The sequence below is a fragment of the Microbacterium sp. C-MGS6 genome (genome assembly GCF_058140415.1).
On the sequence record NZ_CM176934.1, the window covers coordinates 2,711,549 to 2,738,341 of the forward strand.

The following is a 26,793-nucleotide window of genomic DNA, read 5'->3' on the forward strand; positions in this document are numbered from 1 at the left end:
CATCCTGCCACCGATCGCCCTCGGGGTCGAGGGCTCAGGCGCCGTCGAGCGGACGGAGGATGCGCGTGAGGAACCGTTGCGTGCGCTCATGCTGCGGGGCGCTGAACAGCTGAGCAGGCGGCCCCTGCTCCACGACGACGCCGCCGTCCAGGAAGAGCACGTGATCTGCGGCTTCGCGGGCGAAGCTCAGCTCGTGGGTGACGACGGCCATCGTCCATCCCTCATCGGCGAGCTCCTTGATGACGAGCAGCACCTCGCCGACCAGCTCCGGATCGAGGGCGCTCGTCGGCTCGTCGAACAGCAGCAGGTCCGGTTGCAGGGCCAGCGCCCGCACGATGCCGACCCGCTGCTGCTGCCCTCCGGAGAGCTGATGCGGCCGCGCGTCCGCCTTGTCGGCGAGGCCGACCCGGGCGAGCAGCGCCTGGGCCTCGGCGACGACCTCGGTCTTCGGACGGCCCTGCACCCGCCACGGCCCTTCGATGACGTTCTCCAGCACGGTCAGGTGCGGGAACAGGTTGTGGTGCTGGAACACCATCGCCGACCGGTCACGCAGCGCCAGCCGCTGCTGCTTCTCCACGCGCGGTTTCGGGCGCACCTCCGGTGCGAAGTCGATCTCCGGTCCCCCGGCCATCACGATGGTCCCCGCGTCCGGCGTCTCCAACCCGTTCAGGGCGCGCAGGACGGTCGTCTTGCCCGAGCCGCTGGGTCCGATGAGCACCACGACCTCGCCCCGATGCAATGTGAGGTCGAAGCCGCGGAGCACCTCGGTGGTGCCGAAACTCTTGTGCAGCCCGCGTGCAGTGAGCAGCGGTTCGGCCGTGGGGTCAGTGCGCGACACGACTGTCGAGCCTCCTCTCCAGGGCGCTCTGCCCGAAGGAGAGCACCAGGCAGATCACCCAGTAGACCAGCGCTGCGGCCAGGTACAGCACCATGAACTCGAGCGTGGTGGAGGCGATCTGCTGCGCCACCTTGAACAGCTCCGTCACGAGGATCAGCGAGGTGAGGGAGGTGTCCTTCACGAGCGAGATGAACGTGTTGGACAACGGCGGCACCGAGACCCGGGCGGCCTGCGGCAGGATGATGCGGGTCAGCGTGCGGGTGCGGTTCATGCCGACCGTGTACGCGGCCTCCCACTGCCCCTTCGGCACCGAGAGGATCGCCGCCCGCACGACCTCGGCGCCGTAGCCGCCGACGTTGAGCGAGAGCGCGATGATGGCGCTCGGCCACGGATCGAGGGTCACCCCGACGGACGGCAGGCCGTAGAAGATCACGAAGAGCTGCACGAGCATCGGCGTGCCGCGGATCACCGAGATGTAGAACCGCGCGATGCCGGACACCACCGGGTGCACCGAGATCCGCATCAGCGCCATGCCGATCGCGATCACGAGCCCCAGGACGAACGACACCAGGGCGAGCGGGATCGTCGCCGTCAGCCCTGCCCAGGCGATCGGCCCGAGCGAGGAGAAGAAGAGCTCCCAGGGATTCTGCATCGCCTACTGCGAGACGTCCTCGCCGAAGTACTTCTCGCTGATCTCGGCCAGTGTGCCGTCGGCACGGAGCGTGTCGAGCGCCTCGTCGACCGCATCGACGAGCGCCTCCTTGTCCTTCGTGAACACGAAGGCCTGCTCGCCGGCGTCGTCGGTCTCCGCGGCGATCTTCAGGCCGGTCGGGCTGTTGGTCGTCTCGTAGTCGAGGAAGGTCAGCTTGTCGTTGACGGTGGCGTCCACCCGGCCCTGGCGGAGGAGCTCCACGGCCTGCGCCCAGCCCTCGACGCCCTCGACCTTGGCGCCGGACTCGGTGGCCAGCTCGTACCAGTTGCTCGTGAGGGACTGCGCCGTGGTCTTGCCCTCGAGGTCGTCGAACGACGAGATGGAGTCGTCGTCCTCCTTGACCACGATCACGCCGGGCGACACCGTGTACGGGGTGCTGAAGAGGTACTTGGCCTCGCGTTCGTCGTTGATCGACACCTGGTTCGCGATCACGTCGAAGCGGCCCGCGTCGAGCCCCGCGAAGATCGCGTCCCACTGTGTCTCCTGGAACTCGACCTTCAGACCGAGCTCGTCGGCGACGGCCTGGATGATCTCGACGTCGTAGCCGGTGAGGTCGCCGGAGCCGCCGTCGCCGTGGAAGCTGAACGGCCGGTAGGTGCCCTCGGTCGCGACCGTCAGCGTGCCGTCCTTCACCAGGCCGAGGTCGGAGCCCGCGGCGCTCTCGCCGTCCGTGCTCGCGGGCGTGCTCGAACCGCTGCACGCGGTCAGGGCGGCAGCGGCGACGACGAGTGCGGTGACGGCGATGAGACGACGGGACATGGACCCTCCTGGGGTGAGAAGCGCGGGTGCGAGTTTACGCGACGACCGCGGGAACTCCCCCACAGTACGCGTCGCTCCGGGCGTTCCCCGCATCGGATGACGCCGGATGTCGCGGGCGGCCCGGGAACGCGGAACGCCCCCGGGCGGACCCGGGGGCGTTCGGTGCGACAGGTGCGAACCCGTCGACGCGTCAGATGGCGTTGACGTCCAGCGGGATGCCGGGGCCGAACGTGGTCGACACCGCACCCTTCTGGATGTAACGGCCCTTGGCGCTGGACGGCTTGAGGCGGACGATCTCCTCGAGAGCGGCGTCGATGTTCTCGTTCAGCTGCTCGGCCGAGAACGAGGCCTTGCCGATGACGAAGTGCACGTTGGCGTGCTTGTCGACGCGGAACTCGATCTTTCCGCCCTTGATCTCCTCGACGGCCTTGGCCGGGTTCGGGGTCACGGTGCCGGTCTTCGGGTTCGGCATCAGGCCACGGGGACCGAGCACCTTGCCGAGACGGCCGACCTGGCCCATGAGCTCCGGGGTCGAGACCGCGGAGTCGAAGTTGGTCCAGCCGTCGGCGACCTTCTGGATGAGCTCGGCGCCGCCGACCTCATCGGCGCCGGCAGCGATCGCCGCCTCGGCCGCGGGGCCGGTGGCGAACACGATGACGCGGGCGGTCTTACCGGTGCCGTGGGGCAGGATGACGGTGCCGCGCACCATCTGGTCCGCCTTGCGCGGGTCGACGGCGAGCTTCAGCGCGACCTCGACGGTCGAGTCGAACTTCGCCGAACCGGTCTCCTTCGCGAGCGCGACGGCCTCGGACGGCGTGTAGAAACGGTCTGCCTCGATCTTCTCGGCGGCAGCCTTGTAAGCCTTGGACTTGGTAGCCATGATTATTCTCCTCAGCCCTCGACCGTGATGCCCATGGAACGGGCGGTGCCGGCGATGATCTTCGAGGCGGCCTCGATGTCGTTCGCGTTCAGGTCGGCCTGCTTCTGCTCGGCGATCTGACGGACCTGGTCCTTGGTGATCTTGCCGACCTTGACGGTGTGCGGGGTGGCCGAAGCCTTCTGCACGCCGGCGGCCTTCTTGATGAGCTCCGCCGCGGGCGGGGTCTTCAGGACGAAGGTGAAGCTGCGGTCCTCGTAGACGGTGATCTCGACGGGGATGACGTTGCCACGCTGCGACTCGGTCGCGGCGTTGTACGCCTTGCAGAACTCCATGATGTTGACGCCATGCTGACCGAGCGCGGGGCCGATCGGCGGCGCCGGGTTGGCGGCACCGGCGTTGATCTGAAGCTTGATCAGGCCGGTCACCTTCTTCTTCGGTGCCATTCTCTTTCCTTTCCTCGAGGCGGATGCGAGCATCCGCTTCTCCCACGGCTCCGGCCTCTCCGGCCCGTGGTCGTCTGCGCGCCCTTCGACAAGCTCAGGGACCCCAGCGGGCTATCACACAAACCACGTAAGTCTACCCGATCACTCCCCCACTCGCGAGCCGGCCCCTTGGGCGCGAGCCGGCCCTCTGCGTGCGTCCGCAACGGGCCGGTAGGCACGGAACGGGGTGGGTCCGGGAAGAGAAGACGGCCGCCCCGGAAGGGACGGCCGTTCTCGTGCACTTCGGCGGGCTCAGTGACCCGCGGTCAGATCATCTTGGTGACCTGGTCGAACGACAGCTCGACCGGGGTCTCGCGCTCGAAGAGGGAGACGAGGACCGTGAGCTTGCCGCTCTCGGGCTTGATCTCGCTGATCGAACCGGGAAGACCCGCGAACGAGCCCTCCTTGATCGTGATGGTCTCGCCGACCTCGAAGTCGACCTCGGCGGGAAGCGGACGGGCGACGGCGACGCCGCCCTTGGCCGCGATGTTCTTGGCGGTCGGGACGTCCTTGACCTCGACGAGGGACTTCAGCATGTTGAAGGCCTCTTCGAAGCGCAGCGGCGTCGGGTTGTGGGCGTTGCCCACGAAGCCGGTGACGCCGGGGGTGTGCCGCACGACCGACCAGGTGTCCTCCGTGAGCTCCATGCGCACCAGGACGTAGCCGGGGATGCGCACGCGGGTGACCATCTTGCGCTGGCCGTTCTTGATCTCGACGACGTCCTCCATCGGGACCTCGACCTGGTAGATCTCGTCCTCGACCTCGAGCGTCGACTTGCGCTGCTCGATGTTCGCCTTGACCTTGCGCTCGAAGCCGGCGTACGAGTGGATGACGTACCACTTGCCGGGGAGCATGCGCAGGTCCATGCGGAAGGCCTCGTACGGGTCTTCCTCGGAAGCCGACTCGTCCTCGTCGGACTCGGCGGCCGGACGGTCGTCCTCGCCGTTGACGTCGGGCCCCTCGTAGGGAGTGACCTCGTCGGCGGCCTCGGCCTCCTGCTCCGCGACCTCTTCGGCCACGGAATCGTTGAGGACCTCGGCGGCGGCTTCGGACTCCGCGGCTTCGTCCAGGTTCAGAGCGTCGTTCACGATGGCGTCCGCCTCCGGGTCGTCGATGTCGATGTCGATGTCTTCCGTCTCCTGCTCGCCGTCCTCGTCCTCGACGTGGACCGCGACGTGCTCGGCAGAGGTGACCGAGAGCTCCTCGGCGGCGAGCACGTTGCCCTCCTGGGCCTCGTCCTCCTCGCTGGACTGCTCTGCGGCGGTCGCCCAGTCGGCGTCGTCGGAATATCGTTCAGACACGTTGCTTCTTCTCCATAGCTGCGGCCGATGCCGCGGGGGTCATCAGCCAGGGATTCCGAACACGTAGTGCGTCAGGAGCCCGAAGACGTAGTCGAGACCGTAGACGATGCCCATGACGATCAGGACGAAGACGAGCACCACACCCGTGAACTTGAAAAGCTCCTTGCGGGTCGGGGTGACGACCTTGCGCAGTTCGGCGATGACCTGGCGGATGAACAGGGCGATGCCCCCGAAGAACCGGGAGAAGGGGTTGCCCTTCTTCTGGCGCGTGGCGCCGGCCGCGACGACGTCGCCGCGCGGTTCGTCCTGATCCATCCTGAATGTACCTTTCGTGTGTCAGCGTGCGCTGACGCGCAGGGCGGACAGGAATCGAACCTGCAACCTGCGGTTTTGGAGACCGCTGCTCTGCCAATTGAGCTACCGCCCTAGAGACCCGGAGGTCTCGGGGATGCCCTCCCCACCCTGCCACCGGCCGATGTCGAAGACGCCAGGCACGGCGAAAGAATGCAGAGAACAACTGCTCACCAAGCATACGGCATCGATCCCGTGGTGCCGAACAGGAAGCGGAACCCGCGTTGTTGCTAGGCTCGGCGGGCGGACGAAGCAGGAAGGGACGCATGTGAGTGGGGATGTGCAGCAGTTCCAGGTGGATCTGCGCGGAGTCGTCGACCTGCTCAGCAGGCACATCTACTCCAGTCCCCGGGTCTATCTGCGGGAACTGCTCCAGAACGCGCGGGACGCGATCGCGGCGCGCCGCGAGGTCGACGGGGGCGGAGGCCGCATCCGCATCACGCCGCTCACCGCACAGACGGGCGAGTTCGTACTCCGCGATGACGGGGTGGGGCTGACCGCGGCCGAGGTCGCCGATCTCCTCGCGACCGTCGGGCGCAGCTCCAAGCGGGACATCTTCGACCTCCCCCGGAGCGACTTCCTCGGCCAGTTCGGCATCGGGCTGCTGAGCTGCTTCATGGTCGCCGACACCATCGTCATCCGCTCCCGCAGCGCCAGAGGCGGCTCCGCGGTGGAGTGGACGGGCAGCGCCGACGGCACCTTCCGGGTCGCGGAGATCGATGACGACCTGCCGATCGGCACCAGCGTGCACCTCGTGCCGCGCTTCGACGCCGACGAGCTGCTGCGACCGGCCGCCGTGCACGAGCTCGCGACCACGTTCGGCGAGTTCCTGCCCGTGCGGGTGACCATCGATGCGACCGGCGGGGACATCGACGTGACCCGCGAGGCGCCCTTCCTCGACCCCGCCGCCGACGTCGAAGCGGCCGTGCAGTACGGCCGCGACCTGCTCGGTGCGGCGCCGCTGGACGTGATCCCGCTGACCGAGCCGGCGACCGGGACGCAGGGCCTGGCATACGTCCTGCCCTTCGCTCCTCCGCCCGGCGCCCGGCAGGCGACCCGCATGTATCTGGGCCGCATGCTGCTGTCGGAACGCGTCGACGACGTGCTGCCCGACTGGGCGTTCTTCGTGCGCGCCGTCATCGACTCCACCGGCCTCGCACCGACCGCGAGCCGCGAATCCCTCGTCGAGGACACGGCGCTGGAGCACGTCCGCGAACAGCTCGGCGCCGGGATCCGCCGCTGGGTGCTCGAACTCGGACTGCGTGAACCGCATCGCCTCGCCCAGTTCGTCGCCGTGCACGAGGTCGGACTCAAGTCCCTGGTGCGCCACGACGAGGAGCTCGCGCGCTTCATCACCCGCTGGCTCACGGTGGAGACCACGCACGGCACGCTGCGGATCGGCGACCTCGTGGAGCGGTACCCGCACGTGCGCTACGCCCAGACGGTCGACGAGTTCCGCCAGGTGGCCGGTATCTCGCCGTCCGACGAGGTCCTCGTCAACGGCGGCTACCTCTACGACGCCGACCTGATCCGGCTGCTCCCCGACCTCTACCCGCAGGTCACGGTCGAGAAGGTCGACGTGACCGGGGAGCTCGATCGCCTCGACCCGCCGCCGCTGGACGACCGGGACATCGCGATGGCGCTGGAGTCCCGCGCCGGCGCCGTCCTGCAGTCCTCGGACTGCGCCGTGGTCGTCCGGGCGATCGACCGCCCGGAGCTGACCGGACTGTACGTGGCGGACCCCGAGGTGCTGCGGACGATCGACCGCGGGCGCACCAAGGGCATCGCGAGCACGCTCTGGGGCGGGGTGCTCGACCGCATCGACCAGACGCTCTCCTCGTCGCGGGACGACGACCTCACGGCGCGACTGTGTCTGAACTGGTCGAACCGCGTCGTCCGGGCCCTCGTCCGCGTCGAGGACGACGCCGTCTTCGCACGCACGGTCCAGCTGCTCTACATCCAGGCGCTTCTCGCGGGGCACCACCCCCTCGCGGACGCCGATCGGGCGCTCATGACCAGCGCCCTCTCCGACCTCGTCTCACTCTCCGCCGGTATCGAGGGGGACACTCTCCCCTTCGACGCGCGCTGACACCCCCCGACTACCCGAAGGGCCCTCCATGGCACGTCCGAAGAAGCGCTTCCAGCAGCTCATCGAGGAGATCGATCGCACCCCGTGGGGCCCGGCGGAGCAGGCCCTCGTGGCGGAGGCGGTCGCGCTGGCCATCGAGATCGGCGACGAACGGCTGGAATACGAAGCCCGGATGCGGCAGACCGCGTCGGCGAACATGGTCGGTGCCACCGACGTCATGCTGAACTCCTTCGCGTGGTGCCTCGCGCATCACGACGCCGACCCGCAGCGGTTCCCCGCCGACCTCGACAACGGCGGCGCCGACCTGATGTGGCAGTTCAAGTGGATGGCGTCCTCGCTGCGCTCCTCCCCCGCCTTCTCGCAGGAGCAGATCGCCGCGGTGCTCGACGACATGGAGTCGCACTACCGTGCCGCAGGACTCGGCCTCAGCGGCGTGCTGACCGCCCGCTTCGAGGACGCCTGGGACGCCGGCCGGTTCGACGCCGCCGAAGCCCTCCGCGTGCAGCTCGAGGCCACGCCGCGCGACGAGCACAGCCACTGCGACGCGTGCAGCCGCAGCCAGTTCGCGGGATTCTTCGCGGAGACCGATCGCGACGCCGACGCCATCCGGCTCGTCGAGGAGATGATCGAGGGCGGTTTCTCCTGCGGCGAGGAGCCGGAGCACGCGCTCTCCCGCGTCCTCCTCCCGTACCTCCGCGCCGGACGCACGGAAGATGCGAAGACCGCGCACCTGCGCAGCTACCGACTGGCCAAGGACAACCCCGACAACCTGCGCATCGTGGCGAACAACATCGTGTTCGCCGCGATCACCGGCAACGAGGCGCGGGCGCTGGCCCTGATCGAGAAGCACGTCGCGTGGCTCGCCCACGACGGCCTCAACGTCGACGCGCACTTCGCCGCCCTCACGGCGTTCGCGGTCGCTCTCGACCGCGTCACCGCCGCCGGCCACGGCGACACCCCGGTCCGCGGTGCCGACGCCCCTGCACTCGTGCCGCTGCTCGGGGCCCACGACGGCCCGTGGAGCGCCGCCGACCTCGCCGCGGCCGCCTGGTCCACGGCCGAGCGCATCGGGGCGCAGTTCGACGAGCGGGACGGCACCGACGGCCACGCCCGCAGCCTCGCCCGGATGCGCGCTCTCGCCGACGAGCGCTATGACGTCCCGATCCGCTCCGATGCGTTCGTCGCCCCGACCCCGGCCACCACTCCGGCGGATCCGGAGGCCTGGTACGAGCGGGCGATGCAGCTCGCGCAGTTCGGCGCCGAGCAGGAGACCCTCGCCGCGCTGCCGCACGCCCTGGAGGTCGACGACCCCGCCCAGCGCGCGCAGCTCCTGTCGATGCACCTCGGCATCCTCGTGGCGCTCGATCGCGTGGACGAGGCCGAGCGCCTCCTCCCCGAGCGGATCGCCGCCCTGCGGGCCGCAGGGAACGAAGCGCAGGCCGACCTCGAGGAGCGTCTGAAGCTCGCGACCTTCGGGCTGCACACCGACGAGACCATGGCGGCACTCGAAGAGGAGTTGGCCGCGGCCGACCGTCTGCCGGCCTGGTCGCGCGGCGACCTGGCCATCAGCCGCGCGTCGCTGCACCTCAGGGCCGAGGAGCCGGACGCGGCCCTCGACCTCGCCGAGCTCGCGGCCCGCTCGTTCGCGGAGGCGGAGGACACCAGGCTGTCCAACACGACCACCCTCGTGGCGATCGGCGCCGTGCTGAGCAAGGGCGACCTCGACGCCGGCCGCACGCTCCTCGACCGCTTCCTCGCCCAGGACGACCTGTCCGCCGGTCATCGGGCCCACGCGCTGCAGACTCGGGCCCGCGTGCGGGGCGGCACGGGCGCGTACCAGGATGGGGCGACGGACGCCGACGAGGTGTGCCGGCTGCTCGCCGAGCTCGGCGCCACGCGGGCTCTCGCCGACGCCCATGTGCTCGCGGGCGCGCTCTGGGAGGACGCAGAGGAGCCCGAGAAGGCCGTCGCCCGCTACCGTCTGGCTGCTCGGCTGCAGGATGACGGCGATCGCACCGGCGTGGACTTCCGGTTGGCCAGGGCGATGCTCCGCGCGGGAGACGCCGAGGAGGCCGCGGAGCTCTTCGGCGACGTGCTCCAGCGCGAGGAGGACGCCGAGACGCCCGCCGGCTCCCGTGCCATGACGGCCTCTCTCCTCGCCCGGTCTCTCGCCGAGTCCGGAGAGTTCGGCCAGGCGGTCGGCGCACACGGCTACGCCGCCGAGTTGTTCGGACAGGCGGAGGCGCACGCCGACCAGGCCATGGCCATGACCGAGCAGGCGAAGATCCTCGCCCGCTTCGAGGAGCACGACGACGCCGTGCGGCTGCTGGAGGGCGCTGCGGACATCGCTCGTCGCGCCCCCGAGGCCGTCGGCGCGCTGTCCGAGGTGCTGCACAGCCTCGGCCAGGCCTACGGCGGTCGCGGCGACGAGCGCGCCTTCCCCCTCTTCGACGAGGTCGCCGCGCTCGCCCAGGAGCATGAAGCCGGATGGCTGCTCGCCGACGTGACCGACTCCCGCGGCCGCGCCCTGGCCCAGCTCGGCCGGATCGACGAGTCCGTCGCCGCCGCCCTCACTGCCGCCGATGGTTTCGCCGCGCTCGGGGATCAGGGCGCCGCCGGGAGCTCGGAACTGTTCGCGGGGCGCGTCCTCGCGGGGAACGACCGTCCGGCCGACGCCGTACCCGTCTACCGGAGCGCCCTGGACCATGCCGAGAGCTTCCCGCCGCTGCGTCAGGTCGCGGCACTGGAGCTCGGCGATGTGCTGGAGGCACTGGGACGGCACGCCGAGGCCGCAGAGGTCAGGGCCCTCGTCGAGAACTGACACGCCGCCGGCTCGGGATCCACAGGGGTCCCGAGCCGGCGTCGTCGCGGTGGTGAGCGCGTCAGAACAGCTGACGCCAGTTCGCCCGTGCGAGGTCGAGCAGCTCGTCCCCGCGGCCCGACATGACCGTGCGGATCGCGTAGAGCGCGAAGCCCTTGACCTGCGCGGCCTCGATCGCCGGCGGCATGGACAGCTCCTGGCGCTCGGTCACGACGTCGAGCAGCGCGGGACCGTCGTGCGCGAGGACCTCACGGACCGCCTCCGGCAGATCCTCGCTGCGCTCCACCCGACGGGCGAAGATGCCCATGGCCTCGGCGATCGCCGCGAAGCTCGGGTTGTCGAGCCCCGTGCCGTAGGTGACGAAGCCGGCGGCCTTCATCTCCAGCTCCACGAAGTTCAGCGATGAATTGTTCACCACGATCGTCTTGACCGGGAGACCGTTCTGGGTGAGCGTGAGCAGCTCGCCGAGCATCATCGCGAGGCCGCCGTCGCCGGCGAGCGCCACGACCTGACGATCCGGATGTGCGACCTGCGCGCCGATGCCGTGCATCAGGGCGTTCGCCATCGAGCCGTGCGTGAACGACCCGATCAGCCGGCGTCCCTCGGTCATGGACAGGTAGCGCGCGGCCCAGACGGTCGGCGAGCCCACGTCGGCGGTGAAGATCGCGTCGTCGGCGGCGTACTCGTCCAGCAGGCGTGCCAGGTACTGCGGGTGGATGGGGCGTGCGCCCTTCGCCGGCACCGCGAGCTCGTCGAGCTTCTTCCGCGTCTTCCGGTAGTGGGCCACGGCGTCGTCGAGGTGGCCGCGGTCGTCCTTCCGGGCGAGTCGGGGCAGCAGGGCCTCGGCGGTCGCCTTCACGTCGCCGACGAGCCCGAGGTCGAGCGGGTGCCGCTTGCCGAGCTGCGAGCCGCGGATGTCGACCTGGATGGTGGTCGCGTGCTCCGGGTAGAACTGCTCGTACGGGAAGTCGCTGCCGAGGACGAGGAGCGTATCCGCCGCCTCCATCGCCCGATAACCCGACGCGAATCCGAGCAGCCCCGTCATGCCGACGTCGAACGGGTTGTCGTACTCGATGAACTCCTTGCCGCGCAGCGCGTGGACGATGGGGGCACCGAGTGCGTCGGCGAGCGCGATCACCTCGTCGTGCGCGCCCTCCACGCCGGCCCCGGCGAGGATGGTGACCTTCTTGGCCGCGTTCAGCATGGTCGCGGCCTTCTCCAGCTCCGGACCGCTGGGCTGGATCAGCGGGCGGGTGCGCTCGATCACCACGGCACGGTCGTCCGCGATCTCGGACAGCGCCACATCACCGGGGATCACGAGGACCGCGACGCCGCGCTGCTCGATGGCCGCGCGCATGGCGATCTCCATCAGCCGCGGCATCTGCGACGGGTCCGCGACGTATTCGACGTACACGCTGCACTCGCGGAACAACTCCTGCGGATGCGTCTCCTGGAAGTATCCGGTGCCGATCTCGACGGTGGGGATGTGGGCGGCGATGGCCAGCACCGGCACCCGGGAGCGCTGCGCGTCGTACAGGCCGTTGATGAGGTGCAGGTTGCCGGGGCCGCATGAGCCCGCCACGACGGCGAGGTCCCCGGTGGTGCCGGCATCGGCCGCGGCGGCGAAGGCGGCGGACTCCTCGTGGCGCACGTGCACCCAGCGGATCCGGCCGTCCTTGCGGAGGGCGTCCGTGAGTCCGTTCAGGGAGTCGCCCGGGATGCCGTAGACCCGGTCGACTCCGTTGGCGTTCAGAGTCTTGACGATGTTCTCAGCGACGTTGGCCATACCCCGACCCTACGCCCGCCGACGCCTCCCCGGGCCGGGCTCAGTACTCCTGCGGCCCGTCCCGGTCGGGCTCCGGATCGCGCCGGAACGCACGGCCGGACACCGATGCCGGGGCGATGCGCACGTACACGCGTTTGTCGGTCGGGATCCACGGGCGCAGGCCAGCCGCCTCCGCCCGCTCGATGTCGGCGTCGGTCTCCAGAGCCTCCGCACGTCCGCGCACGATGACGCTCCAGGCCGCGGTGTCCGTGTGGTCGTCGACCTCGAAGAGCACGTCGGCGGTGACCGTCAGCTCGAACAGCTTACTCCCGGGGGCGGTGCGGAACAGCAGGCCTTCGCCGTCCACGGCATAGTTCACGGGGAAGATGTCGATGGTGTCGCCGACCCGGGTCACGAGCCGCCCGAGCTCCTGGCTGCGCAGGTGCTCCCAGCTCTGCTCCGCGGTGAGGGTCTGGACCGGATCCGTGTGCGCGCTCATGCCGCCATTGTGCCTCGTCCGTCCTCGACGCGCACCCCCGTCGACCCGGCCCCTCTCGTGCGAGCGGCCCCCTTGCGTACGCACGCAAGGGGGCCGCTCGGCCGCAAGGGGGTGGGTCGACGATCAGCCGATGCGGATCAGCTTCTTGTTGACGAACTCGTCGGCGGCGAGGTGGCCCAGCTCGCGTGCCGTGCCGCTGCGCTTGATGCCGCCGAACGGGAGCTCCGGGCTGTCGGCGAGCACGAGGTTCACGTAGACCATGCCCGCCTCGATCCTGTCGGCCACCCGCTCCGCCTGCGCCTCGTCCGTCGTGAAGACGTAGGAGCCGAGGCCGAACGTGGTGTCGTTGGCCAGCGCGACCGCCGCGTCCTCGTCCGCGACGCGGTACACGACCGCCGCGGGACCGAACAGCTCCTCGCGGTAGACGTCCATCTCCGGGGTCACGTCGGCGAGCACGGTCGGCGCGAAGAACGCCCCGTCGCGCGTACCGCCCGTGAGCAGCGTCGCGCCCTGGGCCACGGCCGTGTCGATCTGCTTCTGCAGGTTCTCCGCCGCCGCCTCCGACGAGACCGGGCCGAGGACCGTGTCGTCGAGCGTGGGGTCGGTCGCCTCGACGGCCGCCATCGCCGCCGTGAACTTCTCCACGAACGCGTCGTAGAGGTCGTCGACGATGATGAAGCGCTTGGCGCCGTTGCAGGCCTGACCGTTGTTGTCGAGCCGCGCGTCGACACCCGCCTGCACGGTGGCGTCGAGGTCGTCGGTGGAGAGCACGATGAACGGGTCGGACCCGCCCAGCTCCAGCGCGACCTTCTTGAGGTTGCGCCCCGCCACCTCGGCGACCGCGGCGCCGGCGCGCTCGGAGCCGGTCAGCGACACCCCCTGCACCCGCCGGTCCGCGATCATGGCCGCGATCTGGTCGTTCGTCGCGAGCACGTTCTGGTACGCGCCCTTCGGGAAGCCGGCGTCGTGGTAGATCGCCTCGATCGCGCTCGACGACTCCGGGCACTGCGGCGCGGGCTTCAGCAGGATCGTGTTGCCGACGATCAGGTTCGGCGCCGCGAAGCGCACGATCTGGTAGGCCGGGAAGTTCCACGGCATGATGCCCACGAGCGGTCCCAGCGAGGAGCGGCGGATGATCGCCGACCCCTCCCCGAGGATCTTGATGGGCTGGTCGGCCATGATGTCCTCGGCCTGGTCCGCGTAGTACTCGGCGATGTCGGCGGCGAAGTCGACCTCGCCGAGTGCGGCATCCCGGGGCTTGCCCATCTCGCGCACGAAGATGTCGGCCAGCTCCTCGCGGCGTTCGCGGTGCAGCTCGGCCGCACGGCGCAGCAGCGCGGCACGGTCGGCGACCGTGGTGGAGCGCGACCACTCGCGGTGGGCCTCGTCCGCGGCGGCGACGGCCTCCTCGATCTGCGCGTCGGTGAACGTGTCGTACGACGCCAGGGTCTCGCCGGTGGCGGGGTTGACGACGGCGTAGTCGGTCATGTCTCTCCTCCTCTTGCCGTGCCGGTCAGGAGACCGGGATCAGCGTGTACTTGGTGGACAGGTATTCGTGGATGCCCTCGAAGCCGCCCTCGCGGCCGACGCCGGACTGCTTGACGCCGCCGAAGGGAGCCGCCGCATTCGAGACGACACCCACGTTGAGACCCATCATGCCCGTCTCCAGCGCGTCGATCATCCGCTGACCGCGCTGCAGGTTCTCGGTGAACACGTAGGAGACCAGGCCGTACTCGGTGTCGTTGGCGAGACGCACGGCCTCGTCCTCCGTCTCGAAGGTCGCGATCGCGAGCACCGGGCCGAAGATCTCCTCGCGGAGGATCGCGGAACCGGGGACGACGTCGGTGAGGACCGTGGGCTCGTAGAACGTGCCGGTGCCCTCGAGCGCCTTGCCGCCCGCGAGCAGGGTCGCGCCGCGCTCGACGGCGTCGTCGACGAGCTCGCCGGCCTTGGCCACGGCGTCCTCGTCGATGAGCGGGCCGATCGCCACGCCGTCCTCCGTGCCGCGACCGATCTTCATGCCGTTGACGCGCTCGGTGACGCGCTTGGCGAACTCGCCCGCGACGTCCTTGTGCACGATGAAGCGGTTCGCCGCCGTGCAGGCCTGACCGATGTTGCGGAACTTCGCGGCCAGCGCGCCCTCCACGGCCTTGTCCAGGTCCGCGTCGTCGAACACGACGAACGGGGCGTTGCCGCCGAGCTCCATCGACACCCGGAGCACGCCCTCGGCGGCCTGCGCGATGAGCTTGCGGCCGACCTCGGTCGATCCGGTGAAGGAGAGCTTGCGCAGACGCGGGTCGGCGATGATCGGCGCCGACAGGGCGCTCGACTTCGAGGTCTGCACGACGTTGACGACACCCTTGGGCAGACCGGCCTCTTCGAGCAGCGTCGTGAAGAAGATGGTCGTGAGCGGCGTGAGTGCCGGGGGCTTGATCACCACGGTGCAGCCGGCGGCGAGGGCCGGGGCGATCTTGCGCGTGGCCATCGCGAACGGGAAGTTCCACGGCGTGACGAAGAACGACGGACCGACGGGGCGCTGCGACACGATCATGTGACCGGTGCCCTCGGGGTTCAGGCCGTAGCGGCCGCTGATGCGCACGGCCTCCTCGCTGAACCAGCGGAGGAACTCGCCGCCGTAGGCGACCTCGCCGCGGGCCTCGGCCAGGGGTTTGCCCATCTCGAGCGTCATCAGCAGCGCGAGGTCCTCCTTGCGCTCCTGCACGAGGTCGAACGCCCGGCGGAGGATCTCCCCGCGCACGCGCGGCGCGGTCGCGGCCCACTCGTCCTGTGCGGCGACGGCGGCGTCGAGCGCCCGGATGCCGTCCGCGGGGGTGGCGTCAGCGATCGTGCGGATCACCTGGTTGGTCGAGGGGTCCTTGACGTCGAAGGTCGCGCCGGTCTCCCCCTCGATCCACTCCCCGCCGATGAAGAGGCCGGTGGGGATGCTGTCGAGCAGCGCCTGCTCGTTCTGAGTGCTCATGGATTCTCTCTCTTTCAGACGGACGTGGGACGACGACGGCGGCTGGGCGGAGCGTCCATACCCAGCGTCTCACCGCGGAAGAAGGCGGGGCGGCGGATGGCGTTCCAGATCATCACGGCGATCCCGACGACGATGATGAGGATGCCGAGGATGAAGACGATCCCGATGCCGCCGATCTCCGACCCGGAGCCGTAGGCCGGGTCCATGGAGTCGATCAGCGTCGTGAAGAACAGGATCGCCAGGATGATGCCGCCCACCAGCGGGAACAGGAAGGTGAAGAAGACGTTCCGCGCCGAGTCGAACCACTGCTTGCGGAAATACCAGACGCAGGCGAACGCCGTGATCCCGTAGTAGAAGCAGATCATCATGCCGAGCGTGAGGATCGTGTCCCACAGGGTGTCCTCGCTGACCACGCGCATCACGGCGTAGAACGCGGAGGCCACGATGGCCGACACGATGGTGGCGTAGCCCGGGGTGAAGAACCGGGGGCTCACCTTCGCGAACGACTTCGGCAGCGCGCCGTAGTGACCCATCGCGAGCAGGGTGCGTGCCGGGCCGACGAACGTCGACTGCAGCGACGACGCCGAGCTCGTGAGCACCGCGAGCGACACGAGGAACGCGAGCGGCCCGAGGATCGGCCCGGAGAGGTGGAAGAACACGTTCTCCTGGATGTCGCCGTTGCCGAGGCCGAGCTCCCCCGTACCGACGCCCGCGAACATGATCATCGCGACGGCGAGGAGCAGGTAGAGCGAGACGATCGTGAGCACCGTGACGGTGGCCGCGCGGCCCGGGGTCTTCTCCGGGTCCTTCGTCTCCTCGTTCATGGTGAGGGTGACGTCCCAGCCCCAGAAGATGAAGATCGACAGCGACAGACCGGCGGCGACCGCGCTGAACGACGAGATCGCGAACGGGTTGAACCAGTTGAGGTCGAACGGCTGGTAGTCGAAGCCGTTGCCGCCCACGGCCTGCACGATCGCGGCGACCGCGAAGAACACGAGCACGAGGATCTGGAATCCGACCAGCCAGTACTGCAGCTTCTGCGTGGTCTGCATGTCGCGGTACGACACCCACGTCGCGCCGAGCATGAACAGCAGGCACACGCCGATGTTGATCCAGGTGACGCCGGCGAGATCGGCGATCTCGGCGTTGCCCGTGATCTGCGACAGCAGCAGGAACAGGAAGTCGACCGCGACCCCGGCGAGGTTGGACAGCACGAGGATCGTGGCGACCACGAGGCCCCATCCGGCCATCCAGCCCACCCACGGCCCGAACGCCCTGGCGGCCCAGGTGAAGGAAGTGCCGGAGTCGGGCATGCGGTTGTTGAGCTCGCGATAGCCGAAGGCCACGAGGAGCATCGGGATGAAGCCGACGAGGATGATCGCCGGGATCTGCGCGCCCACCTCGGACGCGGTGGGGCCGACGGCGGCCGTGAACGTGTAGGCGGGGGCGATGCACGAGATGCCGATCACGACGGCGCCGATCAGGCCGACGGTGCCGGCGCTCAGGCCCTTCGTCGAGATTCCGGTCGTGACGCCGGATGCGGGCTCCGTCGCCCGGTTGGTGCTGCTCATCAGCGGTCTCCTGCTTCGATGCGGGTGCGCGGGACGACGATCATGGGGACGGGCAGCTCGTGCAGCATCTTCGCCGCCGTGGAGCCCAGGAAGAGACGGCGTGGCTGCGCCAGCCGGCTGGAGCCGACGAGGACGACCTCGCCGGGGAGCCAGGAGAGCCCGGCCACGGCGTCCTCCACCGTCTCGCCCGGCGCCTCCTCGACGACGGCGCCGAGGCCGTCCGGCAGGCGCTCGGCCGCCACGGCCAGCACCTGGTGCGCGTGCTCGCTGCCGGCGAGGCGGATCGCGCCGGTGTCGAGTCCCGGCGGCACGTCGAACGGCACGAGCGACACCAGCCGGAGGCTCACCTCGGCCGCGCCGGCGAGGGCGACGGCCTGGTCGAGCACGCCCTCCGCGCCGGGACGCGTGCCGACGGCGACCGTGACGCGCGGAAGCACGTGGTCGTCCTGCTGCGCGAGCCCGGAGGGTGCGAGGGCCACCGGGATCGGCGAGGAGTGCAGCAGCTCCGATGCGATGCTGCCCAGGCGATGCCGGCCGAAGAGGCCGCCGCCGGCCGTGCCGATCACGATGACGCTGGCGGCGAACTCCTCACCGGCGGCGATGAGCCCCTCGGCGAACGACTCGGAGAAGCGCACATGGCCGCTGCGCACCAGCTCCTGCGGGAGACGCACGACCGCGTCCTGCAGCCAGCTCCGCGCCTGCTTCCGGATGACGTCCTCGTAGGCGCGCTCCGGTGGCACGGCGGCGCTCCGGGTGCCCTCGGTCGGCAGCACGATCACGAGGTGGAGGGTCGCACCGATGCTGCGCGCCAGACGTGCGCCCAGCGCCGCCGCGTCCGCCCCCGCATCCGTCGCCGTGTAGCCGACGACGACCGAGCCGGTCATCAGCCGATGCTCTCGGGAGCGCCGGCCTCGCGGCGGGCGTCGACGATGTTCGCCGCGACGAAGTGGCCCATGCGGATCGCCCCGTCGACGTGCTGGTAACCCGCTCCTGCCATGTCGCTGCAGGCGAAGTGGATCGGTCCGACGGGCGTGCGCAGGTCGGCGCCGTAGCGGTGCAGGCCGCCCAGGTCGAAGCTCGCGGCGTAGGCGCCACGCGTCCACTCCTCGCTGCCCCAGTCGCTCTCGTAGTACACGACCGGGTTCTTCGCCTCGGGACCGTAGTAGTGCGACAGCGACTCGAGGATGCGCTCCTTGCGCTCCTCGGCGGACAGCTCGAACACGCCGTCGGCGTTCGCATCGGACACGAAGCCGACCAGAGTGCCGCGCTCGTCGCCGTGGTTGCTGTTGTCGTAGGCCTCGTGCGAGAGCTCGTACGGGCTGAACGCCGTGCCGCTCAGGCCCTGCTCGCGCCAGAACGGGCGGTCGTAGACGGCGTGCACCTTGATGACGAAGCCCATCGAGAGGTGCTGGTGCAGCTGGTGCTGGCGACGCGGCAGCGGCGGGACGAAGGAGATGCGGTTGTAGAGGATGGGGGCGTGCGCGAGGATCGCGTACCGCGCCCGCACCGTGAGGTCGTCGGTGGTCGCCACGACCCCGTCATCCGACCACTCCAGGCTGCGGACGGGCTGGTTCAGCAGCACGTCCTCGCCCAGGCGCTCGGCGAGGCGCAGCGGCACCTGCTGGAGCCCTCCCACGACGCGCTTGTCGAGGATGAAGTCGGCGTCGACGAGGTTCGAGTACGAGCCGGCCGAGGCCGCCATGAGCAGCGACTGCAGCAGCGAGATGGCGTGGGTCGGCTTGGTCAGCATCGCCGAGCCGGTGGCGAAGGCGAGGTTACGCACGGCTTCGTCGTCGTCGGTCTGCGAGCGCAGCCAGGCGTCCCAGGAGATCGAGTCCCACTCGGCCGCGTTCGGGTGCTCCCACGGCTTGTCCGGGTCGATCTCGGCGACGAGGGCGTCGAGGATGCCGGTGATGCGCGCGATCACGGCCTCGGTCTCCGCCGACACCGGGAACATCTCGCCCGTGAAGCGGTGGGCCTGTCCGTCCGGGCCGACGTAGACGCTGTCGCCCTCGCGGTACCGGCTGTAGGTCTCGAGCCCCAGCTCCTCGATCGTGTCCTTGAGCGCGTCCTGGTCGGGCGAGACCCACTGGCCGCCGATCTCCAGCATGGCGCCGTCGATCACGTCGGTCCACAGGCGGCCACCCACGCGGTCGCGGGCCTCCAGCACGGCGACCGACAGCCCGGCCTTCCGCAGGTCGTTGGCCGCCGTGAGCCCTGCGGCTCCGGCGCCCACGATCAGCACGTCGCGGGTGATCTCAGCCATCTGCAACTCCTTCGTCGTCGGGGGATGCGGGGGATGAAGTACCGGTCGCGTCCCGAAATCCCCCGATCCGGGGACGCGACCGGACAGGGTGTCAGGCGCCGGCCAGCGCCTCGGCCACGACGTCGAGGCCCTCGTTCAGCAGCTCGTCGCCGATGGACAGCGGCGGGAGGAAGCGGATGACGTTGCCGTACGTGCCGCAGGTGAGGACGATGACGCCCTGGGCGATGCACGCCTTGGCCACAGCAGCCGTGAGCGCGGCGTCCGGAGCGTTGGTCTCCGGGTCGACGAACTCGGCGGCGACCATCGCACCGTGACCGCGGACGTCGCCGATGCGGGCGTCCTCGGCCTGGAGGGCTGTGAGGCGGCCGAGGAGGATCTCGCCGATCTCGCGGGCACGCTCGATGACGCCGTCGTTCTCGAACACGTCGATGGCCGCGAGCGCCGCGGCGCACGCGATGGGGTTGCCGCCGTAGGTGCCGCCGAGGCCACCGGAGTGCGACGCATCCATGATCTCGGCGCGGCCGGTCACGGCGGCGAGCGGCAGCCCGCCCGCGATGCCCTTGGCGGTGGTGATGAGGTCGGGCTCGATGCCGAAGATCTCGCTGGCGAACATGTGTCCGGTGCGGGCGAACCCGGTCTGCACCTCGTCGGCGATGAAGACGACGCCGTTCGCGCGGCACCAGTCGACGATCGCGGGGAGGAAGCCGTCGGCGGGGACGATGAAGCCCCCCTCACCCTGGATCGGCTCGATGATGACGGCGGCGAGGTTGTCGGCGCCGATCTGCTTCTCGAGCTGGAGGATCACGCGGGCCGCGGCCTCGCCGCCCTCGAGCCCGTCGCGGAACGGGTACGACATCGGCGCGCGGTACACCTCGGGGGCGAACGGTCCGAAGCCGCTCTTGTACGGCATCGACTTCGCGGTCAGCGCCATGGTGAGGTTCGTGCGGCCGTGGTAGCCGTGGTCGAACGCGACGACGGCCTGACGACCGGTGTGCTTGCGGGCGATCTTGATCGCGTTCTCGACAGCCTCGGCGCCGGAGTTGAACAGGGCGCTCTTCTTGGCGAAGTCGCCGGGGGTGACGCGGTTGAGCGCCTCGGCGACGCCGACGTACGACTCGTACGGCGAGATCATGAAGCAGGTGTGCGTGAACTGCGCCGCCTGCGCGGCCACGGCGGCGGCCACCTTCGGGTGCGAATTGCCGACCGTGGTCACGGCGATGCCGGAGCCGAGGTCGATGAGCGAGTTGCCGTCGGCGTCGACGACCACTCCTCCCCCGGCCGCGACGGCGGCGACCGGCACCGTGTGACCGACACCGGCGGCGACCGCGTCCGCCTTGCGGGCGAGGACCTCGGCCGACCGCGGGCCGGGGAGTTCCGTGACGAGGCGACGCTCCTGCGGGAGGTCGGGGCCGCCGAGGGGGACTGCGGGTGCTGCGGTGTCGAGGAGAGCCATGTCGCGAGCGTACGGCGGCAGCGGAGACGCCCGCATTCGCCGGGTCGTACAATCAGAGAATTGATTTCGCCGTCTCGTACAACCGGAGATCGTATGGCCCCCGCCGATCCCTCCACGCTGTCCGCCCTGCTGCGCCGCCGGGATCTCGACCTGCGCCTCGTCTCCACCGCAGCGGATCTGCCGGACGGCGCGCTCGACCGGCCACTGCGCTGGGTGCACAGCTCCGACCTCGCGGACCCGACGCCCTTCCTCGCGGAAGACCTCGTCCTCCTCACCACCGGCACGCAGTTCGACGACGCGGAGGCCATCGCCCCCTACGTCGTCCGCCTCGCCGAGCGCGGCGTGCTGGGGCTCGGATTCGGGACCGACGTGCATCGCTCGGGAACACCGGAAGAGTTGATCGCGGCGTGCGCCGACCAGGGCATCCCCCTGTTCGAGGTGCCGTACCGCACGCCGTTCATCGCCGTGGCCCGCGCGCACTCCGAGGCGATCGCGGCGCAGGCCTACGCCCGGCGCACCTGGGCGCTGGACACCCAGCGCGCCCTCGCCCTCGCCGCCCTCCGGCCGCGCGGGCTCGAGGCGATCATCACCGAACTCGGCCGTCGACTCGGCGCCTGGGCGGGCATGTTCGACGCGGCGGGCGACCTGATCGTCGCCCACCCCCGCGACGCCCTCTCGGCGACTGTCCGGGAAGGGCTCGGGACCCGGGTCCAGGAGATCCTCGACCGCGGACTCGAGGCGGGGCAGTCCCTCACCCTCGATGCGCACACCTTCATGCTCTTCACGGTGGGGCGGGGCGGGCACCTGCGCGGCGTCCTCGCCGTGGCGGCCGACGCCCTCGACCAGGAGGCCAGGGCCGTCGTCACCTCGGTCATCGCGATGGCGGGACTGGCGCGGGAGCAGAGCGAGCAGCTCGCCCGCGGCCGACGCCGGCTGCACACGCAGCTGCTGCGCTCGCTCCTGAGCGACGACCCCGGCCTCGCGCGCCGTGTCCTCGGCAGCCTTCCGCCCGCCCCCGTGGTGGTGGCGGTGACCGGGGATGCCCCGGCCGAGCCTCTCCTCGACTGGTGGGAGCGCCGACGGGTCGAGCACGGGACGCCCGCCTTCCTCGCGGACTCCGAGGACGGCGTGGTCATCTGCGTGTCCGCGGCCGACGAGGCTCTTCTCGACGACGCGGCCTCGCGCTTCAGCGCCCGCGTCGGCGTCTCGGCCCCGGAGGGGTACGACGCCTTCTCCCGCGCGCACGCCCAGGCGCTCATCGCTCTCCGACAGCCGGGCACGAGCGGCGCCGTCCGGTACGCCGACACGGTCGGATCCAGCCTGCTCACGGCGCTGGCGACGGATGAGGCCCGGCTCGTCGCGGAGTCGCGGCTCGCTCCGCTCCGGGAACACGACGCCGCCCACGGCACCGCGCTCGAACACGCGCTGCGGACCTGGCTCGACCACGACACGCGGGCCGAGCAGGCCGCGGCCGCCCTCGGTATCCACCGGCACACCCTCCGCTCCCGGGTCTCCCATGCCGGCGCCCTCCTCGGGGCCGACCTCACGACCTTCCCCGCCCGGGCCGAGGTGTGGGCCCTCCTGCAGACCGCCCGCGACTGACCCGGCCCCTTCCGTCCCCGCCTCCCCCCTTTCCCCCCGCGACGCCTGCACGACTGCGCGACACCTGCACGACGGATCGGCCCGCCAGGTCATGCCCGCGGACCGAGGTCGTGCAGCCGGAACCGCGGTCCCTCAGCCGTCGAGGTTGTCGGAGACCACTTCGAGGGCGTGTGCCCGAGCCTGGACGGCGGCGTCGCCGCGGGCGGAGGTGACCGCGGCCGCGAAAACCTCGGCGAACACGAGGAAGGCGACGCGGGAGGCGTGCTGCAGCTCTTCGCGGAAGCTCACCCCGGCCGGGGTGATGACGAGCGACAGGGAGGCCGCGTCGGTCAGCGCGGAGGACGCGAACGAGGTGAGTGCGATCACCGTCGCACCGCCGCGGGCGGCGGCGGTCGCGACACGCAGGCTCGCCTCATTGGCTCCGGAACCACTGACGATGACGCACACGTCCTGCTCCGTGAGATGCCGGGCCGCGATCTGCTGGGCGATGGCGTCGGCGATGAACTCCGCCGGTCGCCCTGCCGCCGTGAGCCGCATCGCCAGATCGCTCGCGATCGGCGACGAGAGACCGTTCGCCAGGACCAGCACACGTCGCGCGGAAGCGGTCGCGGCGACTGCCGCGTCGACGGTCGCCGGGTCCAGGAGACTCGCCAGCATGGGGAGGGACGCCGCGACACGGTCGATCTCACCGCGCATCCGCCCCAGCACACCCGGCCCGTGATCGACCGCAGCGTCACCGCTCCCCCCGCCGAGCTCGGCGGCCAGCGCGACCCGGAGCTGCGGGTAGCCGCGGTAGCCGAAGCCCTGGCACGCACGGACGACGGTGGCGCGGCCGACACCCGCCCGGTCGGCGAGCTCCTGCGCTGTCCACTCCACGACGGCGTCGGCGGAGTCCAGGATGAGCTCGGCCACCCGCCGCTCCGCGGGCTGCAAGGTGTTGCGGACCGCGGCGATGCGCACGCTCGGCGGAGAGCTAGGGGCGAACACGGGCTCGGGCTCCCTCCATGATCCGGCGGCGGATCGCGCCGGATACCGCGTCGATCAGCATCGTCACCGTGACAACCACGATGAGCAGGACACCCACCGTCGACCACTCACGGTACTGGGTGTAGGAGGTGAGCATGTCACCGATGCCGCCGACGCCGATGAGGCCGAGGACGGCCGACGAGCGCACGTTGATCTCGAAGCGGTAGAGCCAGAACGACCAGAACGCCGGTTCCGCCTGTGGCCACACTCCCCATCGCAGCACCTGGAGAGTGCTGCCGCCGGCCGCGTGTGCCGCCTCGATGGGGCCACGGGGCACGGCTTCGACGGCCTCATAGCCCCATTTGCCGAGGGTGCCGATGCCGTTGAGTGCGAGCGCCAAGGCTCCCGTGAAGGGTGTGAGCCCTGTCACCGAGAGGATCACGATCGCGATGATGATCTCCGGGACCGCGCGGATGAGCGAGAACAGCCCGCGAAGCAGATTGCGCAGCCAGACCGGTCCGAAGCCGCGAGCGGCCAGCAGGCTCAGGGGGGTCGCGAGGAGGATGCCGAGGACCGTGCCGACCCAGGCCATCTCGATGCTTCGCCAGGTCTGCCCCAGGGCCTCGGGGAGCTTCTCCCAGTTCGGGTCGCCGAACATGAGCACGGTGTAGCGGACGATCTCCGCCGGGAGATCGGCGAGGCGCGCCCAGGAGATGTCGATCGACCAGAAGGCCAGCACGATCACGGCGGTCACGAGGCCCCATCCGACGAGGAGCCAGGGGCGCCGAGGCCGGGCGGGGACGGCGGTGAGGGGCGCGGTCATACGAGCCTCCGCCGGACGGCGTCGGAGACCACGTCGATCACGATCACCACGATGAGGATCTCGAGGATGATGAGCGAGAGCTGGTCGTAGCGGTAGAACGTGCGGACGGCGTCGATGAGCAGCCCCATCCCGCCCGCGCCGACGAGTCCGAGCACGGTCGATGCGCGCACGTTGAGCTCGAAGACGTAGAGGGTCTGGTTCGCGAAGGCGGGCCAGGCGTCCGGAAGGGCGAGCGTCCGGTTGATCTGCATCTGCGTCGCGCCCACGGCCCGGCCGGCCTCGAGGGGCCCGCGGTCGTTCGTGTCGATGGCCTCGGAGACGAGCTTGACGATGATGCCGATGTTGAACAGGACCAGCGCCAGGATCCCGGGAAGGGCGCCGACGCCCACCATCGCCACGAGGATGGCGGCGTACAGCAGGTCGGGAACACTGCGCACGATGTTGAGGACCCCGCGCACGACCAGTCCCGCGCCCGTGTTCGGGTTCGTCGCCCGCGCCGCCCAGAAGCTCAGGGGCAAGGACACGGCGGCGCCCAGGGCGGTGGCGATGACCGCCATCTGCAAGGTCTCGATCAGCGGCGGGACCGTGCGCGGGAAGAACGACCAGTCGGGCACCAGCAGCTTCAGCACCTTGTCGGCGCCGTTCTGCCAGTTGCGCGCGATCGCGTCGAGGTCGACTCCGATGCCGACACCGGGCAGACACATCACGACCGTCACGGCGACCACACCCGCCAGGACAGCGGCTCCCTTCCAGGCACCGGGTGGGCGCCCGGGCACGTCGAGCGGTGCCACCGCGGTGTCCTGGTCGATGACGGGGGTCACGCGTCCAGCCGATCGTCCGAGGTGAGCGACCGGCCGTAGATGCCCTCGAAGTCCGCGTCCGAGGCACCGGCGGCGGGGCCGTCGTAGACGATCTCGCCCGCGCGCATGCCGATCATCCGGGCGCCGTATTCACGGGCGAGGTCGAGCAGGTGGAGGTTGACGAGCACCGTGATGCCGAGATCGCGGTTGATGCGCCGCAGGTCGTTCATCACGCCGTGCGCCGTGGGCGGGTCGAGGCTCGCCACCGGCTCGTCCGCCAGGACGACGCGAGGCTCCTGCGCCAGAGCGCGGGCGATCGCGACGCGCTGCTGCTGGCCGCCGGAGAGATCGGAGGCCCGCGCGTGCAGCTTGGGCAGGATCCCGACCCGGTCGAGGGCGTGGTACGCGCGCTGCCGGTCAACCTCAGGATAGGCACCGAGGAGTGTGCGCCACAGCGGCGTGTGGGCGAGACGCCCGACGAGCACGTTGTGCAGCACGCTGGCGCGACCGGCGAGGTTGAAGCCCTGGAAGACCATGCCGATGTCCCCCCGGAGCCGGCGCAGCGTGCGCGGGGAGGCGCCGCTGACGCGATGCCCGCCGACGTCGAGGGTGCCGGAGGTGACCGGTACCAGGCCGTTGATCGTGCGGATGAGAGTCGACTTCCCCGAGCCGGAGAGCCCGACGACGGCGACCATCTCGCCCGCGGCGATGTCCAGTGAGACGCGGTTCAACCCGATCGTGCCGTTCGGATAGCGCACCGTCACATCGTCGAGACGGATGTTCCACGGCGTGGACGCCGCGGCCGGAGCCACGGCGTCCACCGGCTGATGCGGAGCGGACAACTTACTGGAGCCCCAGGGCCTCGGCGGCCCGGGCGACGACGTCGAGCGACGCGGGATCGGCCGGTGCGAGCTTGGTGATCGAGTAGATGCTCTCCAGGATCGTCGAGCCCTCCTCCGTGTTCGAGAACTCCTCGAGCGCGGTCGTGATGCGCTCCTGCAGCTCCGGGGACAGGTCGGCAGACAGAGCGACGCCGTCGTTCGGGATCTCCTCGGTCATGGCGAAGACGACGACCTTCTCCCCCACGTCCGGGGTGTCCTTCTGCACGATCGTGCGGGCGTCCCAGAAGCTGAAGCCCACCTCCGCGTCGCCGTTGTAGACGGCCAGCACGGACGCGTCGTTCGCAGTCACCGGGATCTGCTCGATGTCCGCGTCCGTGTCCAGGCCCGCCTCCTGGAGCGCGAGGATCGGGTAGATGTAACCGGCGGGGGACCCCGGGCCGAGGACGGCGACCTTCGCGCCCTCCACCTTGTCGATGCTGTCGAGACCGGCGGGTCCGGTCATGGCGTCGGCGCCGTTGCAGAAGAGCATCCCGTCACGCGCGACCGGCTCGTCCTCGCAGTACTTGTCGGGGTTGTTCGTCATGAACTGCGCCGGGTAGGTGATGTTGCCGTTGCGCTCGGTCTGCAACACGACGGACGCGTCGTACATGTCGTTCGCCTGCCAGAGCTGCAGCGACGGCAGGAAGCCGATCTGCGCCTGCCCCGCGCCCATCGCCTCGACCGCGGCCTGGTAGTCCTTCGAGACGACACCGGTCACCTCGATCCCGAGCTCTTCCGTGAGGTAGTCGGTCAGCGGGGCGGCTGTCTCCACGAGGCCGTCCTGGTCCTGCGACGGGACGAGGGCGAGGACGAGGGAGTCCGGATCCTCGGCGGGGGCGGCGGACGGGTCGGACCCGGCAGCGGTGCCGGAGCACCCGGCGAGCGCGACGGTCAGCAGGGCACCGGCGGCGGCGAGACCGAGAACCGGGCGGCGGAAGGGGGAGGTACGCATGA

At 70.4% G+C, this 26,793-nt stretch carries 23 protein-coding genes and 1 tRNA gene; 3 read left to right on the forward strand and 21 right to left on the reverse strand.

Annotation, left to right across the window (positions count from 1 at the left end; genetic code table 11):
- Positions 1-34 precede the first annotated feature (34 nt).
- The 8 genes from AC3B5L_RS13335 to AC3B5L_RS13370 all read right to left on the reverse strand — a co-directional run bounded on the left by AC3B5L_RS13335 (position 35) and on the right by AC3B5L_RS13370 (position 5,399).
- Complete coding sequence (locus tag AC3B5L_RS13335) at positions 35-838, reverse strand: amino acid ABC transporter ATP-binding protein (protein WP_269474804.1); 804 nt, start codon at positions 836-838, stop codon at positions 35-37.
- On the reverse strand, positions 825-1,490 hold the full coding sequence (locus tag AC3B5L_RS13340) for an amino acid ABC transporter permease (protein ID WP_187662191.1): 666 nt from the start codon (positions 1,488-1,490) through the stop codon (positions 825-827). Before AC3B5L_RS13340 ends, AC3B5L_RS13335 begins: the two co-directional genes overlap by 14 nt.
- Before the next feature lie 3 nt (positions 1,491-1,493).
- The gene (locus AC3B5L_RS13345; protein ID WP_366237541.1) at positions 1,494-2,309 is read right to left on the reverse strand and encodes an amino acid ABC transporter substrate-binding protein; all 816 of its coding nucleotides are present in this window, start codon (positions 2,307-2,309) and stop codon (positions 1,494-1,496) included.
- Between the two features lie 190 nt (positions 2,310-2,499).
- A complete protein-coding gene (rplA, locus tag AC3B5L_RS13350) occupies positions 2,500-3,189 on the reverse strand; it encodes a 50S ribosomal protein L1 (RefSeq protein WP_025102336.1) in 690 nt (229 codons plus the stop codon).
- A gap of 11 nt (positions 3,190-3,200) precedes the next feature.
- Positions 3,201-3,632, reverse strand: a complete 432-nt coding sequence (gene rplK, locus AC3B5L_RS13355; RefSeq protein ID WP_025102337.1) for a 50S ribosomal protein L11 — start codon at positions 3,630-3,632, stop codon at positions 3,201-3,203.
- A gap of 305 nt (positions 3,633-3,937) precedes the next feature.
- A complete protein-coding gene (gene nusG, locus AC3B5L_RS13360) occupies positions 3,938-4,972 on the reverse strand; it encodes a transcription termination/antitermination protein NusG (RefSeq protein WP_025102338.1) in 1,035 nt (344 codons plus the stop codon).
- Positions 4,973-5,014: 42 nt separating this feature from the next.
- Positions 5,015-5,287 (reverse strand): preprotein translocase subunit SecE, encoded by a 273-nt coding sequence (secE, locus tag AC3B5L_RS13365; protein WP_025102339.1) that lies wholly within the window; start codon positions 5,285-5,287, stop codon positions 5,015-5,017.
- Between the two features lie 39 nt (positions 5,288-5,326).
- Positions 5,327-5,399 (reverse strand) — tRNA-Trp (locus AC3B5L_RS13370).
- Positions 5,400-5,591: 192 nt separating this feature from the next.
- Here AC3B5L_RS13370 and AC3B5L_RS13375 point away from each other — a divergent pair.
- Positions 5,592-7,412: an HSP90 family protein gene (locus tag AC3B5L_RS13375; protein WP_490095865.1), complete on the forward strand. Its 1,821-nt coding sequence runs from the start codon at positions 5,592-5,594 to the stop codon at positions 7,410-7,412.
- 28 nt (positions 7,413-7,440) lie between these two features.
- Complete coding sequence (locus AC3B5L_RS13380; protein ID WP_259951355.1) at positions 7,441-10,233, forward strand: hypothetical protein; 2,793 nt, start codon at positions 7,441-7,443, stop codon at positions 10,231-10,233.
- 61 nt (positions 10,234-10,294) lie between these two features.
- Here AC3B5L_RS13380 and poxB read toward each other — a convergent pair whose 3' ends face one another.
- The 8 genes from poxB to gabT form a co-directional block, all read right to left on the reverse strand.
- Positions 10,295-12,019 (reverse strand): ubiquinone-dependent pyruvate dehydrogenase, encoded by a 1,725-nt coding sequence (gene poxB, locus AC3B5L_RS13385; protein ID WP_187662195.1) that lies wholly within the window; start codon positions 12,017-12,019, stop codon positions 10,295-10,297.
- 40 nt (positions 12,020-12,059) lie between these two features.
- The gene (locus AC3B5L_RS13390; protein ID WP_259951354.1) at positions 12,060-12,497 is read right to left on the reverse strand and encodes a pyridoxamine 5'-phosphate oxidase family protein; all 438 of its coding nucleotides are present in this window, start codon (positions 12,495-12,497) and stop codon (positions 12,060-12,062) included.
- Positions 12,498-12,620: 123 nt separating this feature from the next.
- Positions 12,621-13,985 carry an NAD-dependent succinate-semialdehyde dehydrogenase gene (locus AC3B5L_RS13395; protein WP_259951353.1) on the reverse strand — a complete coding sequence of 455 codons (1,365 nt, stop codon included), beginning with the start codon at positions 13,983-13,985 and terminating at the stop codon, positions 12,621-12,623.
- Positions 13,986-14,010: 25 nt separating this feature from the next.
- Positions 14,011-15,477 carry an NAD-dependent succinate-semialdehyde dehydrogenase gene (locus AC3B5L_RS13400; RefSeq protein WP_187662198.1) on the reverse strand — a complete coding sequence of 489 codons (1,467 nt, stop codon included), beginning with the start codon at positions 15,475-15,477 and terminating at the stop codon, positions 14,011-14,013.
- Positions 15,478-15,491: 14 nt separating this feature from the next.
- Entirely contained in the window at positions 15,492-17,048 is a 1,557-nt protein-coding gene (locus AC3B5L_RS13405; RefSeq protein ID WP_025102346.1) for an APC family permease, read from the reverse strand.
- A complete protein-coding gene (locus AC3B5L_RS13410) occupies positions 17,048-17,932 on the reverse strand; it encodes a universal stress protein (RefSeq protein WP_490095866.1) in 885 nt (294 codons plus the stop codon). Before AC3B5L_RS13410 ends, AC3B5L_RS13405 begins: the two co-directional genes overlap by 1 nt.
- A complete protein-coding gene (locus AC3B5L_RS13415; protein WP_490095867.1) occupies positions 17,932-19,314 on the reverse strand; it encodes a flavin monoamine oxidase family protein in 1,383 nt (460 codons plus the stop codon). Before AC3B5L_RS13415 ends, AC3B5L_RS13410 begins: the two co-directional genes overlap by 1 nt.
- Before the next feature lie 91 nt (positions 19,315-19,405).
- Entirely contained in the window at positions 19,406-20,767 is a 1,362-nt protein-coding gene (gabT, locus tag AC3B5L_RS13420; RefSeq protein WP_187662201.1) for a 4-aminobutyrate--2-oxoglutarate transaminase, read from the reverse strand.
- A 93-nt stretch (positions 20,768-20,860) separates the two neighbouring features.
- Between gabT and AC3B5L_RS13425 the strand changes: the two genes are divergently transcribed.
- Positions 20,861-22,369 (forward strand): PucR family transcriptional regulator, encoded by a 1,509-nt coding sequence (locus AC3B5L_RS13425; protein WP_259951350.1) that lies wholly within the window; start codon positions 20,861-20,863, stop codon positions 22,367-22,369.
- A 132-nt stretch (positions 22,370-22,501) separates the two neighbouring features.
- On the opposite strand, the gene AC3B5L_RS13430 is transcribed toward AC3B5L_RS13425, so the two are convergent.
- Genes AC3B5L_RS13430 through phnD form a run of 5 tightly spaced genes read right to left on the reverse strand, consistent with a single transcriptional unit; the run spans position 22,502 to position 26,791 of the window.
- The gene (locus AC3B5L_RS13430; RefSeq protein WP_259951349.1) at positions 22,502-23,356 is read right to left on the reverse strand and encodes a MurR/RpiR family transcriptional regulator; all 855 of its coding nucleotides are present in this window, start codon (positions 23,354-23,356) and stop codon (positions 22,502-22,504) included.
- Entirely contained in the window at positions 23,343-24,158 is an 816-nt protein-coding gene (gene phnE / locus AC3B5L_RS13435; protein ID WP_187662204.1) for a phosphonate ABC transporter, permease protein PhnE, read from the reverse strand. The genes AC3B5L_RS13430 and phnE (AC3B5L_RS13435) overlap by 14 nt, the downstream gene beginning before the upstream one ends.
- A complete protein-coding gene (phnE, locus tag AC3B5L_RS13440; RefSeq protein WP_490095868.1) occupies positions 24,155-24,979 on the reverse strand; it encodes a phosphonate ABC transporter, permease protein PhnE in 825 nt (274 codons plus the stop codon). The genes phnE (AC3B5L_RS13435) and phnE (AC3B5L_RS13440) overlap by 4 nt, the downstream gene beginning before the upstream one ends.
- The gene (gene phnC, locus AC3B5L_RS13445) at positions 24,976-25,779 is read right to left on the reverse strand and encodes a phosphonate ABC transporter ATP-binding protein (protein ID WP_259962900.1); all 804 of its coding nucleotides are present in this window, start codon (positions 25,777-25,779) and stop codon (positions 24,976-24,978) included. The genes phnE (AC3B5L_RS13440) and phnC overlap by 4 nt, the downstream gene beginning before the upstream one ends.
- Positions 25,780-25,801: 22 nt before the next feature.
- Entirely contained in the window at positions 25,802-26,791 is a 990-nt protein-coding gene (phnD, locus tag AC3B5L_RS13450; protein ID WP_268776681.1) for a phosphate/phosphite/phosphonate ABC transporter substrate-binding protein, read from the reverse strand.
- Between the last annotated feature and the right edge of the window lie 2 nt (positions 26,792-26,793).